8 protein-coding genes are annotated in these 15010 nt (G+C 43.3%); 3 read left to right on the top strand and 5 right to left on the bottom strand.

Annotated features, from left to right (window positions below):
* Position 1 precedes the first annotated feature (1 nt).
* Complete coding sequence (locus tag BQ7489_RS01495; RefSeq protein WP_083580424.1) at positions 2 to 2506, top strand: zinc-dependent metalloprotease; 2505 nt, start codon at positions 2 to 4, stop codon at positions 2504 to 2506.
* 94 nt (positions 2507 to 2600) lie between these two features.
* Here the strand turns inward: BQ7489_RS01495 and BQ7489_RS01490 are convergent, their stop codons facing one another.
* Positions 2601 to 4223 carry a pectate lyase gene (locus BQ7489_RS01490; RefSeq protein WP_072529752.1) on the bottom strand — a complete coding sequence of 541 codons (1623 nt, stop codon included), beginning with the start codon at positions 4221 to 4223 and terminating at the stop codon, positions 2601 to 2603.
* Positions 4224 to 4400: 177 nt separating this feature from the next.
* Between BQ7489_RS01490 and BQ7489_RS01485 the strand changes: the two genes are divergently transcribed.
* Positions 4401 to 4895 carry a cupin domain-containing protein gene (locus BQ7489_RS01485; protein ID WP_072529751.1) on the top strand — a complete coding sequence of 165 codons (495 nt, stop codon included), beginning with the start codon at positions 4401 to 4403 and terminating at the stop codon, positions 4893 to 4895.
* A 92-nt stretch (positions 4896 to 4987) separates the two neighbouring features.
* On the opposite strand, the gene BQ7489_RS01480 is transcribed toward BQ7489_RS01485, so the two are convergent.
* The 4 genes from BQ7489_RS01480 to BQ7489_RS01465 all read right to left on the bottom strand — a co-directional run bounded on the left by BQ7489_RS01480 (position 4988) and on the right by BQ7489_RS01465 (position 14010).
* Positions 4988 to 7522 (bottom strand): pectinesterase, encoded by a 2535-nt coding sequence (locus BQ7489_RS01480; protein ID WP_072531972.1) that lies wholly within the window; start codon positions 7520 to 7522, stop codon positions 4988 to 4990.
* A 101-nt stretch (positions 7523 to 7623) separates the two neighbouring features.
* Positions 7624 to 9801 (bottom strand): RagB/SusD family nutrient uptake outer membrane protein, encoded by a 2178-nt coding sequence (locus BQ7489_RS01475; protein ID WP_083580422.1) that lies wholly within the window; start codon positions 9799 to 9801, stop codon positions 7624 to 7626.
* Between the two features lie 2 nt (positions 9802 to 9803).
* Positions 9804 to 13040, bottom strand: coding sequence for a SusC/RagA family TonB-linked outer membrane protein (locus BQ7489_RS01470; RefSeq protein WP_072529749.1), 3237 nt, complete (start codon positions 13038 to 13040; stop codon positions 9804 to 9806).
* Between the two features lie 142 nt (positions 13041 to 13182).
* The gene (locus BQ7489_RS01465; RefSeq protein WP_072529748.1) at positions 13183 to 14010 is read right to left on the bottom strand and encodes a metallophosphoesterase; all 828 of its coding nucleotides are present in this window, start codon (positions 14008 to 14010) and stop codon (positions 13183 to 13185) included.
* Between the two features lie 101 nt (positions 14011 to 14111).
* Between BQ7489_RS01465 and BQ7489_RS01460 the strand changes: the two genes are divergently transcribed.
* Complete coding sequence (locus BQ7489_RS01460; RefSeq protein ID WP_072529747.1) at positions 14112 to 14996, top strand: 1,4-dihydroxy-2-naphthoate polyprenyltransferase; 885 nt, start codon at positions 14112 to 14114, stop codon at positions 14994 to 14996.
* Positions 14997 to 15010 lie beyond the last annotated feature (14 nt).

Below are 15010 nucleotides of genomic sequence, written 5' to 3'. Positions count from 1 at the left end.
TATGAAAATGTTAAAAATCCCAGCATTTGCATTGGCCGCACTGATGCTGGCAGGTACAACCACGGACGCCAACGCTAAAATCTTCAAGAAAAAGGAGAAAAAGACGCCCGTAGCGGCAGCGACCACAACTTCGTCGGCCAAGAAAGGCCCGAAAGCATACAGCAGTGTCATTACCGGCAAGGCTGCAAGTACATACGGATTCATTACGGTACATAAAGTGGACAATAACTACTACTTCGAGATTCCGGACTCCATGATGAACCGCGACATCCTGGTCGTGAACAGAATAAGCAAAGCTCCCACCGGGAAGCAGAAAGAAAAGATCGGTTATCCGGGAGACATCATAGGCAGCAAGGTTATCCGGTTCGAAAACGGTCCCGAAAACAAAATTTTCGTCCGGGAATATTCGTTCCGTGAGCGCTCTACCGATAAAGACGGAATGTATCAGTCGGTCAAGAACTCCAATATACAGCCTATCGTAGCCGACTTCAACCTGGAAGCTGTAAGAGACAGTGGATCGGTACGGAACTATGTCATCAACATCGGTGCACTGGCCCAGAAAGAAAACGCACTGTTCTCATTCGATAGCCAGAGCAAAGAGGACATCGGACTGACGACATTCGAAAGCAATGCATCCTACATCGATACCCTGAAAGCCTTCCCGCAGAATATCGAACTGTCCACAGTAGTAACTTACCAGCCCAAGAAGGGAAAGAATTACAACTCCTTCCTCGAAACAGGTAGCCCGAGTACCCCTTTGACATATGAACTGAACAGCTCCATGGTACTTCTTCCGAAAGTACCTATGAAACCCCGTCTGTTCGACCCGAGAGTCGGATATTTTACTGTAAGCTATACCGACTTCGACAGCAATCCCCAAGGTATTGAACACAAACAGCTCATTACCCGCTGGCGGCTGGAACCGAAAGACGAAGCAGCCTACCTGCGCGGTGAACTGGTAGAACCGAAAAAACCGATTGTTATCTATATCGATCCGGCAACTCCAAAGAAATGGGTTCCCTACCTGATACAAGGAGTAAACGACTGGCAGGCAGCCTTCGAAAAAGCCGGGTTCAAAAATGCCATCTACGCTCTCGAAGCTCCGACAGACGACCCAAGCTGGAGCCTGGAAGACGCACGCCATTCGGCCATTGTATACAAACCGTCTGAAATAGCCAATGCCAGCGGACCGCATATCAACGACCCGCGCAGCGGAGAAATTATGGAAACCCATATCAACTGGTATCACAATGTAATGAGCCTGTTACGCGACTGGTACATGATACAGGCCGGAAACATTGATGAAGCCGCACAGAAAATGCAGTTCGATGACGAACTGATGGGACAACTTATCCGTTTCGTCTCCTCACACGAAGTAGGACATACCCTGGGACTACGTCATAACTTCGGATCATCAGCTACCATACCGGTAGAAAAGCTGAGAGACAAGGCATGGGTGGAAGCCAACGGACATACACCTTCTATCATGGATTATGCCCGGTTCAACTATGTGGCACAACCGGAAGACAGCATTTCACGTGCCGGCATATTCCCCCGTATCGGTATATACGACAAATGGTCTATCGAATGGGGATACCGCTGGTTGCCTCAATTCAAGACAGCAGAAGACGAAGTGGAATTCTCTAACAAGGACATCATCGCCAAACTGAAATCGGACAAACGTTACACATTCGGAACCGAATCCGACCCGAATGATCCGCGCAATCAAAGTGAAGACTTGGGTGATGACTCCATGCTGGCTAGTGAATATGGCATCAAAAACCTGAAACGTATCATGCCGAACATTCTGAAATGGTCATATGAGCCAAACAAGTCGTATACGGGCGCCCAGAACGTCTACATGCAAGTGTTCGCACAATTCACGCGTTACATGGGACACGTAGCCAAAAACGTTGCAGGCATCTACAGTAACAATATCACCGTAGAACAGACCGACGGTATCGCACGTGAATTCGTCCCGGCCGACATCCAGAAACGCGCCGTGAAATTCCTGAACGAACAGTTGTTCACTACCCCCGAATGGTTGATTGACAAGGAACTGGCAACTAAGGCGAGAATTGTTCCAATGAATTCCATCAACGCTCTCCAGGCCAACATTCTTTCACGCCTGATCAGTGAAAACACACTGAACAAGATGAGCGAAAACGAAATGACCAACGGTAGCAAAGCCTATACATCGACACAAATGTTCAATGACCTGAAACAATGTATCTGGAGCAATCCGTCAAAATCGGATCTGTGCCGGAGAAGCCTTCAGAAAGCCTACGTACAGGATCTGATCAATCTGCTTGACAAATCCGATAAAGAAGCGGACAGCAACCTTACCAAACGTTACAGTTATTCGGATGCCCCGGCTATTGCACGCGGACAACTGGTTGAGCTGAACCGTACCATCAAAGCTGCGGCCAACTCTACTTCAGGCATTGTCAAGAGCCATTACCAGAACCTCCAGGCCATGATTGACAAGGCATTGAAAAACGACTGAGATATTTTTGAACTCTGAAACAAGAAATCCGGTAAAAGTATTTATCATTCAAACCTTTATCCGGATTTCTTGTTTTATATATTCTCTGTAACAGCTATTTTCCCAATGCCTTAATCAGTAACATCATATTTTCAATGTAATTTTTGACAGATATACATTTTATATCTTCATCACAGGGATATGGTGATGTATCATACTCATCACCTACCATCTTTTCGGAATACTTATTGTCGTCATATTTCCCCGTTTCTCCATTGTAGTCCTTATAAGGATTTGATATGCTGCTCAACTGTGAATACCAGCATCCGTCCTTCTTCGCCTCATCAACCAAAGCGGAAACAGCCTGTTCATCTGCAGCTGCAAAAGGAAGACGACTATAATATTTCGGCAATGGAATCAATTCATCTGACATCAGCGGAGATGCCTTCAACAATTCATTCCGGTCCAGTTTCTTTACCTCTTCATAAGCCTTACGTAAAGCTTTAGGATTGACGTAGGTAGCCGAACTGTAATGAACGATGGTATTCTCTATGTTCTGGTCTATGTAATACTTCCCGTTATGTATATTACCTCCCCGACGATGTACATACAAGGGTTTTCCCGTATCGGGATCTACAAAACGGGGCACAAGAATCTCATCGGAATTCCGTGGCTGACGACGCCATTTCTTCACCTCAGATGCGGGCAGCTTTTGAGATTCAAGGAAACGGATGGCCGCAGGAATCCCCGACAGGAAACGGGTATCGGCAGTAAGTTTGTAATACTCCATCATCTGATAGATCATGCCCACTGTAGTACCTGTATTCACACTACGCGGCTCGTATGAACGGGCATGAGCCGGTTTCAAATCAGTTACCGTATATTGGTCGGCCCATCCGGAATACGGTTCTCCCTGCTGCAATGTTATCATCAGATACATGGCACGCATGATAGGCTCCTTTATATTTTGCAGACCGGCAGACTGATAACACTGAATCAGAAAATCAATAATCTCGGGAGTCACTTCATCGTTCAAGGTAATGAAAGAAGAATAGTCATCCTTCCCTTCAAAAGGATGGTCGTATTTCAGAGGAAAACGCTGCGGCCATCCTCCCGACGGATACTGACTTTCAAGCACCATATGGATAACCTTTTCAAGCGGTTCCCTGTATACCGGATCGTTCTTTTCAACATACATGCGGAGCAGAAATTTGGCCGCCATAATTGTCCCCAAATCATCGAAAGTAGCATTACCATAGTAATGACGGAATTCTTCCAGTCGCCATCCGTTTTTCCCGACAGTATCATACCAGCTCTTCAGCGAATTCTCACCGGCAAAATCGAACACATAATTCCATCCGCCACATTCAAGCTGTCCCCAGATCAAGGTATTGGCCACCTGCCTGGCCGCCTCATAATAATATTCATCACCTGTTGCATGGTAAGCGTCCAACAACAGATGCCCCATCGACGGAGTTCCCGGTGGCTGGATCCATACCATCGTACGTTTCGCCTCCATCTCTCCCCATGAACGGGACAGATCGGGCAGATAATTCCACACAAAACCACCACGATAACTCACACTGTCCATCATATAATGGGTTACCGATTTCATCGTACTAAGAATCTCATTCCGGTTATCCGCCATAGAACGGGCTTGTATACTTACGGTCAGACCTCCCCCTAACAGCAGCGTCAATCCGGCCCTTGAAAACAAATGCCTCAACGTGTCTTTCATGTTTACATTTAATTAGATTGTTTTTTAGATTGGTTCAAAAGATTAGATGTCGAATTTAATCATTTTTTTCTTATTATTGAAGGATAACACGCTTTTTCCCAACATTTTTTTATTTTAAAGAAGGATATCATTTTAATTCCGTATATTTGCTGTAGAACATTTTAAAAATCAAATATCATGAATACAACAAGATCAATCCTTTTGGCAGGAACATTGGCTCTATCATTTATTGGCCTGAACAGCTGTAACGGAAAAGCAGAAAATACGGCAGTAACCAATGATACCGACAGCACAGCTGTAGTACAAGAAAATACCGTACCAGCCATTACTGTAAGTAGCCAGCCGTTCATGTTCGAAGCAGAAAAGGAATGGGAACAAACATCCGACCAAGGCGTTACCCGACAAATTATGGGTTACAATGACAACATCATGATGGTAAAGGTGAAATTTGAAAAAGGAGCATGCGGAGCAGCCCATGAACATCCTCATACCCAAGTTACCTATGTAGCCAGCGGTAAATTTGAATTTACGGTAGGTAATGAGACCAAAACAGTATCGGCCGGTGATGCCATCTATATGGAACCGAACATCCATCATGGATGTAAATGCCTTGAAGCCGGCATGCTCATAGACTGCTTCTCACCGATGCGCGATACATTCCTGAAAAAATAATAATAGCAGATTTCCCTGTCAGTCAATAAAATAAAGCATCAGGTCTTTTATAGCATGAGGCATAAAAAAGACCTGATGCTTTATTATTCTCACTAATTCCACTTTATTTCCAACTCATGAAGCATAGTGGCGCTAGGGCCCGCAGAACCTGTATGCTGCACTCCTGTTCCTCCGAAAAAGTTGGGTATGATATCAGCCTGCAGATTGACTTCCTTTTTCAGGTTCGGATCGGAAGGTTCAGGTTGATCCGATTCTGTTTCGACGTGTGCAAACAGTTTGTTCCCGTTTTTGGTCCATAAATGAATGGTACATCCGGTCAGATAGCAGGTAGCCGAAACAGGGTCTCCCAATTCAGTAACCTTGCCATGGTCATATCTTACCAGTTGGAAATCGACTGCCTTATGATACTTTACCGTACGGACAATTCTCAAAGCATAACCGCTAAGGGTACGTGTATCGAATTTGATATAGATATCCATATATTGTCCAGTAGCACTTCCAAAACCCTGCCCCGCCTGTTTACACGGATCAACCAGCAAGGTTATATCCATGTCACCATACTCACCCGAAAGCGGTGTATATAACAAACGGGCGCCTTTGGCCTTCTGCATCAATCCCGTCCCAACCGCTGCATCGAATCCTTCACCGTAATACCAACTGTCGGCTTGCGGTTCCCAAGGGTATTCAGATGTATCTTGCGGCTTATAACCATCCACCGTCCAATATCCAGGAATCACATGGGGCTGGTATTCTGCCGGAAAATTCTGAAAATCGGTATAATAACGTTTAGGTTCCTTTATTTCATCGGCGTCTATTGCCTTACGGAGACAGGCCGTTACGGCTTTCCCCGGTAAACAGCGTAGATGTTTGGGCTGTACCGAAACCATGATATAATGCCCTATGTCTCCCGGACTCAATCTATAGGTATACTCCGGCTGGTCAAGGCGCGATACCGAAACTTTTACCGGATTCTCTCCCGAAGTACCGGTACACCGGTACCAAGTAATTAAAGATTCATCCTTACGTCCTTCCAGATCCAAGGAATAACATACCTTCAGCCTTCCGTCGCCTGTCCTTTTTATTACCGGCTTCCGGATAAAGGCCGGCTCCGGCAAATAAGAAGGAACCGAGACCACTTCGGCCGCACCGCACAATCCTGAAGACGTTTCTGCACAGACAAGAACTCGACGGACTGAATCACCCGTATTAATTCCAGAAAGCTGTCCAGACAAAGCATCGGAAGCTACAACCACCGCTACCGATGCCGAATCACTGACCGACCAGTTCAGACTAGAATTACAAGCTTCATATCCTCCCCACCGTTTCACTACAGCCTTTACCGGTACAAAGGGTTCACCAGCCTGCACACGAAGAAAATCCGGCTGTAATCCCACATACACAGGTAACCCCGACAAACTGATATTTCTCTCTTTTGCCGCAGCATCAACCAAGGGCTTTATATGCATCGGGTCCCACCCGTCATTACCAGCCAGCAGATTATATGTATTATAAATAGTTTCACCCTTCCAACAGAATTTGTAGGCATCAAGTAAAGCCTTTTCATCCATCTTTACGGTAATACCCGGTACATCCTCACTCAGCAGGACCTCCTTCCCGTTACAGGTTACACCCGCCTGATAACACCGCAAAGCTGATGACGGATTTTGATTCCACCCCAGATAAACCGGTGTGTCCGCATGAAAACGGCAATCAACCAGGATCATCGGACTCTCCACTTTAGTAAGATACTGACGACTTCCACATTTGGAATAAATGTCACAGTCCAGGAATACGGCACCGGTCTCGGAAGTGGAATAGAAAGGTTTGGATCCATAAAATATGAATGTACATCCCAGGTAGACACCTGTTCCGCACAAAGCATCATCGGTACTCTCAAAATAACATCTATCAAACAATGTCCTCTTCCCTCCATTGAGCGGACACAAATTTAACCGGCTGATAAAACGTACGTCATGTGCCTCCAGTCTGTCTCCATCGGCAAAAGCCAGCTGTGCCTGCGTAACTGCCGGCATCCTTTTGTCACGATTCAACTCCGGCATTAGTGGAAAGCGCAAATCCACATTGCAATAATTTCCTAAAGTCAGATTATTCAATGAAATACCGTCCCCATGAAAAAAGAACATAGTAAAGTTCCCTACAGCACCTTGAGTCTGGCCTCTGTTCGATGCCAGAACCACATTCTCCGGATTATCGGTAAGTCCCTGTAACTTGAGCCATGGACAATGGATTTCCATTCCGAAAGGCACATTGCCATACTCCGGTTCACGCACTGCCGGATCATCAGGATTGTCCACCCAATATACATAAGGGGCCAGATATACCGTCATCCTGTCCTCTTCAGAAGTTCCCGGTTTCAAATGTGTTACTGCATCTACAAATGAATTGAATACATAAGGGTATCTGTCAACGTCTTCATCCGATAGTCTGCCATCGACAAAGAAGTTCTTCTCATCAAGTTGTATTTCGTTCCCTTTAAAGCGGATTCTGTCACCCAGGAACTCAATTGGTGACGACGGATCCAATGAAGAATAATCAGGACCTCCATAGATACCGGTACACAAGAAAAACAAAAAGAATAAAACAGAAACAGAACGTAAAACAAACATAGCAGAGCGAATAAGCATTAAACAAAAACAGTAGTAAAAATAAGAAAAAATCTTATTCTCACTACTGTTTTTAAAATCATTTTATAAATACTTATCCAATATTATTCTTGCTTGAATCCATAACCATTCGTAAAGCCTCCATTCGACAAAACATTCGGAGTAAATGGCCACAAATATACAGGAGCTGATTGATAATCATAATCATAGAAGAAATACTTATAGTATTCATCATCATTATTAACTAAATCAATACCCCAATTTACTTTGGTATAGCCATCAGCTTCAAGAGCTTGTGCCTCCGCACTGCCCGGTTCAATGTGCTTGAACAAACCTTTTATTGCCAAATTTGTAGCAGGAGTAGATGTTCCATAATCAAGGCCCAAGCTTTCCCAATCGTCATTCTGACCACGCCATCCCGGATACAATACCGGATCATCTTCTTCCCCTTCCGGACATTGAGCGGTCAAACGATATCCATATATTGATTTAGCATCAACCAATTTTGTCCATACATAGTTAGAAATGACATTACCATTATCAAATTGATAATAACCCTGAGCCTTTAATCCATCTATCATCGCACGAGTCATATCCTTAACTTTCTTGATAGCATCAGGCAAAAATCCAGTCCGGATCAGAGTCCAACGACGATCACCTTCTCCAGCAAATTCAAAGCCACGTTCTTCAATGACAGCCCTCAATGTACTACCACAAGAAGCAATGAACTGATCAGTATTATCTTTGCCAGCAGGGAATGAACGCTGGCGTATAATTTTCAAATAAGTAATTGCCTCACCATCTTCGCCCAATGCCGCACATGCCTCAGCATATCCTAAATACATTTCTGCAATACGCATATACGGACCATTCATGCCAGATTTACGCTGAGCAGCTACCCATGGATTAGTCTGACGGTTTTCATCCCATTTATTCAAACTCAAGCCACCACCTTCAGCTTTTGAATTAGGTGTAAATGGTATCAATTTTTCAACACCAGCACCTGTACTCCCTGTTACGCTGACACTGACATCACGACGTTTATCCTGCGGATCAAATACTCCATAATAATACGCCGGATTAATACGGGCCTGTCCATACGCCTTGCATGGATAAGCATTCTTACTACCTCCACTGGAAACACGTCCCATTGAATAAGAACGGGCATCATTACCGCCACCTTGCTGCATCGGATACTCATAAATAGATTCATCAGCATAAACCGCATCCTCCTGATGCATCTGCTCAAAGAAATACTGATAAGGATTATCATAAATACGACCTTTATCACCACTACGAGGATCTGTCAGATGCAAAGTTGCAGAACCCGGATTATCTATGGCTTTCTTAAAATAAGTCTTTGCCAACTGATATTTTTCTTTCCAATCAGAACGACGAGCATAAACGGCATTACCCGCAGCAGCATTGGTCTGACCCATCTGTTCGTATGTAAGGACATTGCCTTCACCATCTTTATAGAATCCGGCCGGTACATCGCCACGCCGAGTCTGATATCCTCCAGCATCCAAAGCCATACGTCCAATCAAACCGTCAACATATGTCTGAGAAAAATAATTTTTATTAGCTCTGTTGATATTGGGTATGGAACCAACAGGATACATTAATGGTTCAACTTGAAGCAAATCTCTTAAACAGATATCATAAATCGAATCACGAGAAACCAAACCACCGGCTGCAACTCCAAAATTTGCACTATAAGGAACATCACCAAAATTCCGCAACAATTCACGATAAGCTGTAGCACGCATAGCTATAGCCTCACCATACATCTGGCTCAATTCAGAAGGTTCCGTTGCATTGGTAATTATCTCATCAAAATTATCAGCCGATTGCATAGCGGTAATCACAGCATTAGCCTTACCGATTACACTATACAATTTAGCATATGCACCATCTTCTGACATATAAGACAACAAGCCATATGAACTGGTGTAAGTACCATTCTGATAGAGGCCTTCAGGATAATGACGCCCAGGCTGATTACTGAAAGCCTCGGGATGACGTTCAATATCAGAACCGGTAACATCTGCACCATAAAACAAGCCGTCACCAAAGACTTGGTTTTGAGCACAATCACGCCATTGTTCATAAGCACCATCCATAGCAGCACGAGCTGTTTCCGGATTAGAAAATACAAAATCTGCATCCACTACTGATGGAGAACTTGTATCCAAATAGTCTTCGCAAGAAGTTGTAGCAGTAAGAATCCCTGCTAAATAAAGAGTTGTATATAATAATTTTTTCATAAGACAGATCTCCATTATTAGAATGTCACATTAAGACCGAATGTATAAGTTCTTGCTTTCGGATAAGAATTATAATCATAGTTAGGAGTCGGGAAGCCATCACCACCGGCATCACTATTTGTATTAACGTCTGGATCTATTCCACTATATCCACTAATACAGAATAAGTTACCTCCTGTAAAATAGATACGTGCATTCTGAATACCGACCTTCTGTGTCCATGCTTTCGGGAATGTATAACCAACTGTCAAAGTCTGTAAACGCAAATATGATGCATCTTCAATGAATTCAGATGAAGCGAGTCCATATTCCGACCATGGCAATGCATATTTAGCATTGGCATTTAAAGCTCTTAACTCATCAGGAGCAGTCACAAACAACAAATCACCGTTTGAATCAACATCATAAATCTTAAAGCAATCATTATAAATAGCCAAACGGTTAGCTCCTAAATCATTATCCTTATTACCCATCATGGCATGCATCGCATTGGCGTTATAGATATCACCACCTATCTGATAAGTGAATCCTGCAGAAAAATCAATGTTCTTATAATTGCCGCTCAAGGTAAATCCACCAGTATGCTTCGGCATAGTACGACCTATAATCGTTGCATCATCATCATTGACAACACCATCACCCGATACATCTTCAAACTTAACCATACCTGGGAATGCTGTCTGACCCTCTGGAAGATTGAAATATTGAGAACCTACATAGTTTACAATACTCTTGATATCAGGGATTCCATCTTTCAGAACATATACACCATTCACATAATTGAAATCATCCACTGTATAGAATCCGGCAGATTTGAAACCTTGAATTACACCAACAGGTTCACCTTCACGGATTATATAGTCATAATACGGTTTTCTCATGGAAGATCCCCAACCGGTATGAGTGTCTGCCAATGCGTTATCATTCAAGTCATCAATATTATTCTTATTGAAGTTATAAGTCATGTTCAAGCTCAAGTTAAAATCCTTTGAACGTACCAAATCAACGCCCAAAGCCAATTCAACACCTTTGTTAGAAGTTTGTCCTACATTCTGGAATTGATAGCTATAACCAGCAGAAGCATCAACTGGAATCTTCATCAAAATGTTCTTTGTCGTATTCCAATAGAAATCTACGCTACCACGAATACGGCCATTGAAGAAACCGAAATCTAAACCCGCGTTACGCGAAATAGTAGTCTCCCATTTCAAATCAGGATTACCCTGCATCTCACCTGGCACATAAGTTGTCACATTCTGACCATCAACAACAATATTTTCTGTTGTCCAAGTTTCTTTCCACAAAGAAGCATCAATATTATCAGAACCTGAAGTACCATAAGAAAGACGAAGTTTCAAATTATCCAACCAATTTCTTGCACCTTCCATAAATGGTTCATCAGAGATACGCCATGCAACTGCAGCAGCCGGGAAATACCCCCACTGATGATTCGGAGCAAATTTAGAAGAACCGTCAGCGCGGAATGTCGCAGTCAACAAATAACGTCCTTTATATGAATAATTAGCACGACCAAAGTAAGAATTGGTATGAGTTGCAGTGCCTACAGTTGTTCCAAACTCATCCTTACCCAAACTTGGAGTAGTCATGTTAATCATACCGAAAGCATCCTCCATTGTAAATCCAGAAGGATAGCCCGACCCATAAATCCAGGACTCATTAGTCTTTGATGACAAGACTTCATTTCCAACTAAGAATGATAAGCTATTATCATCGCCCAAACCTTGGACCTCATAATTCAACGTAGTAGCCCAACGAACATTATAGCCATCAGCCTTAGTCAATTTAGCAGTGCTATAACCAGCTTCCAAACCACCATCCCAATCTTCTGTGTTTTTCCAATTTCGGGCTAACGACAATTCAGTTTTAGCAGTAAGACCTTTAATAATCTCCCAAGTCAAGCCAGTCTTAGCACGGAGTCTATGCTGTTTCACTGTTTTCTGATAATTATCAATCAACAACAATGGATTAGAGGAATCTTCTACATTCGGTTCCCCCTGACCTAAACCTGTTGTATAATCAGGATCACCAAGCGGATTGTCTACCGGACGATAAGTAAATGCTGAAGTAGCATATTCAAATTTTGTACCCTCAATCTTTGTCTCATTATAACGTACATCCGTATCAAAGGTTAAAGCTTTATTAATCTTCTGAGTAAGTTTGAAGTTTGCACTCCAACGGCTATATCCGGAATTGAGACGGGTACCTTCATCATCCGTATAGTTCACAGATGCATAATACTTAGTTTTGTCTGTACCACCAGAAAGAGAAAGATCATGATTCCAAGTACCAGCAGTTCTCATAATATCATTAACATAATTATGAGAAGCCACTCCCTTATATTCACTCAGATGATTTCCATAATTAGATCCAAGACCAAAATATCTGGCAACGCCATCACCATAAGAATCGCCATAAGCAGTTGCATACGCCCATGTAGACAATACATAATCATAAGCATCCATTACATCCAGAACTTCCGGGTTTTTCTTAATCTGATAATACATACCATATCTTACAGAAGTTTTACCTTCTTTACCCCCCTTAGTCGTAACCAATATTACACCATTTGCTCCACGTGCACCATAAATAGCAGTAGAAGCCGCATCTTTCAATACATCAATACTTTCAATGTTATCAGCCGGAATATCATCAATACCGCTTACCTGAACACCATCAACAATAAACAACGGATCATTCGACTGAGTAATAGAGCCTCCACCACGGATTCGGATTGACATTCCCGCTCCCGGACGACCATCCTGAGAAGTTACACTCACACCTGGAAGTTGCCCTTGTAAAGCCTGGGCAACATTTGCTACAGGATTAGCTGCAAGTTTATCACCAGTTACAGATGCAACCGATCCCGTCAAATCACGCCGTTTTACAGTTCCATAACCAATAACAACAACTTCTTCAAGTGATTCAGTATCTTCTTTTAAAACTACATTAAAAGAATTTTGACTACCAACATTAATATTTTGTGGAATAAAACCTACATAAGTGATGGTAAGTACATCAGAATTCTTCACACCATCAAGGGTAAACTTACCGTCAAAATCTGTAATAGTACCGTTGGTAGTACCTTTCACCAATACATTCACACCGATCATCGGCTCACCCGTACTATCCTTGATGATACCGGAAATCTGTTTACCTTGTGCAAATGCAAGCACACAGAACATACTCAGCAAAAATGTGGAGTATACTCTTTTTAAAAGCAGTAATCGATTCATACGTGTTTTTAGTTTAGATAATAAATAAGGTTAAATCTCTGCGCTTCATAGTAACTAAAGCTTTTCAAAATTAGAAATATTTAATGAAAATGAATAGACAACGGTATTTTTTTTAGGGGGAAAATTGGTTTTTAACAATTAGTCAAAATTTATGAAGGGTAATCAGTACAATTTCGCTTGGAGTAAACAGGCGGATATCCTTACGGGACGTACCGATCCCGTTCGTGATAATCACAGGTATGCCTGCCGAATTGTGTTTCAAGCCCGTCATGAAACGGGTTCCGTATTTTGAAAAATGAGCGGGAGTATACCGCTTGAAGAAACTCACCTGTCCTCCGTGTGTATGACCCGCCAATACCAGATCGGTATTGCTTATATCTGTATCTTCCGCATAATCCGGGGTATGGACAAGCATGATTACATAATCGTCAGGATGAAGGTTCAAAGTAGGCGAAACACCATTCTGTTTCAAGTCGAACGGATTACGGATACCACATAGCAGAATGTACTCATTTTCTTTCCATAACGTATCGACTTCATGCTCAAGCAAATGGATTCCAGTCCGTTTCATCTCCTCTTTCACTATCTCATAATTGGCATTGTTCTCATGGTTCCCCATCACTCCATAAGTACCGTAAGGCGGACGGAATGTATGAAGCAGATCAAAAAGCTCGGTCAGATTGCCTCCGTTCCGCCCCCTATAGTCACCTCCCAACAAAAGGACATCGGCCTCTGTCGCCTGCAGGGCTTTCAGCAATCCCGGAAGCCTTTTCCGGTTAAAACGGCTTTCATAATGGAAATCGGAAGCAAAGGCTATCCGGAATCCGTCGAATGAGTCGGGAAGCTGCTCACTGTATATCGTGTATTTTTTGATACGCCCAATCCCATGATACTTCGAAAATGAGGCTGTAGCACACGATGACAACAGAACAATTGAAATCAGAAAGATGAAATGAACAATTTTTCCCATATATGTAACATTGGATTTCACGACGAAAATAACACATTTCACGCAACAGGATAAAGGTATCGGCAGAAATTCCTAACTTTGTACACAAAATAATTCAGATCATGGTAAAACAAAACTCCGCAAAAGCCTGGTTGCTGGCTGCCCGCCCCAAAACGCTGACGGCAGCCTCTATCCCTGTGATGCTAGGATGTGCATTGGCCAACATGTACGGCCACTTCCAGACGGTTCCCGCCATATTATGTTTTCTGTTTGCATTTCTCATGCAGATTGACGCCAATTTCATCAATGACTTATACGATTATTTGAAAGGTACCGACCGGGAAGACCGGCTGGGACCCGAACGGGCTTGCGCACAAGGCTGGATTTCTCCCGCCGGCATGAAAAAGGGAATTGCCATAACCACCATTCTGGCTGCACTTACAGGAATATGCCTGCTCTTTTACAGCGGATGGGAAATGATACCGGTAGGAATTGCATGCATCATATTCGCTTTTCTTTATACCACCGGACCTTATCCATTGGCCTATCACGGATGGGGCGATCTGATGGTCCTCGTATTTTTCGGTTTCATACCCGTAGGATGTACCTATTATGTAATGGCACACGACTGGAACATGTCGGTTACGATGGCTTCACTGGCCAGCGGACTGGTCATTGATACCCTGCTCATGGTAAACAATTTCCGCGACCGTGAACAGGATGCCGTCAGCGGGAAACGCACAATCGTCGTCAGGTTGGGCGCAAAAGCCGGACTCATCCTCTATTTCCTGCTAGGACTGGCAGCCTGCTGGTGCTGCTTCCACTTCATAACGGAAGGAAAGCTATGGGCAGCGGTAGCTCCCCAGCTGTATCTCATCCCTCACATCATGTCGACCTTGAAGATGGCCCGCATCGGAAAAGGGAAAGAACTGAACGCTATTCTAGGAGAAACATCCCGTAACATGCTTCTGTTCGGCCTGTTACTCACACTTGGAATGGTGATGTAAGGCATATAAAATAT

It is taken from the genome of Bacteroides ilei, from assembly GCF_900128495.1.
Classification (GTDB): Bacteria; Bacteroidota; Bacteroidia; order Bacteroidales; family Bacteroidaceae; genus Phocaeicola; species Phocaeicola ilei.
This window is presented reverse-complemented; position numbering and strand designations above follow the sequence as displayed.

Coding starts and splice junctions, on each gene's coding strand:
- BQ7489_RS01460 (WP_072529747.1), top strand. CDS start 14,112: ATGGTAAAACAAAACTCCGCAAAAGCCTGGTTGCTGGCTGCCCGCCCC.
- BQ7489_RS01470 (WP_072529749.1), bottom strand. CDS start 13,040: ATGAATCGATTACTGCTTTTAAAAAGAGTATACTCCACATTTTTGCTG.
- BQ7489_RS01490 (WP_072529752.1), bottom strand. CDS start 4,223: ATGAAAGACACGTTGAGGCATTTGTTTTCAAGGGCCGGATTGACGCTG.
- BQ7489_RS01475 (WP_083580422.1), bottom strand. CDS start 9,801: ATGGAGATCTGTCTTATGAAAAAATTATTATATACAACTCTTTATTTA.
- BQ7489_RS01480 (WP_072531972.1), bottom strand. CDS start 7,522: ATGTTTGTTTTACGTTCTGTTTCTGTTTTATTCTTTTTGTTTTTCTTG.
- BQ7489_RS01485 (WP_072529751.1), top strand. CDS start 4,401: ATGAATACAACAAGATCAATCCTTTTGGCAGGAACATTGGCTCTATCA.
- BQ7489_RS01495 (WP_083580424.1), top strand. CDS start 2: ATGAAAATGTTAAAAATCCCAGCATTTGCATTGGCCGCACTGATGCTG.
- BQ7489_RS01465 (WP_072529748.1), bottom strand. CDS start 14,010: ATGGGAAAAATTGTTCATTTCATCTTTCTGATTTCAATTGTTCTGTTG.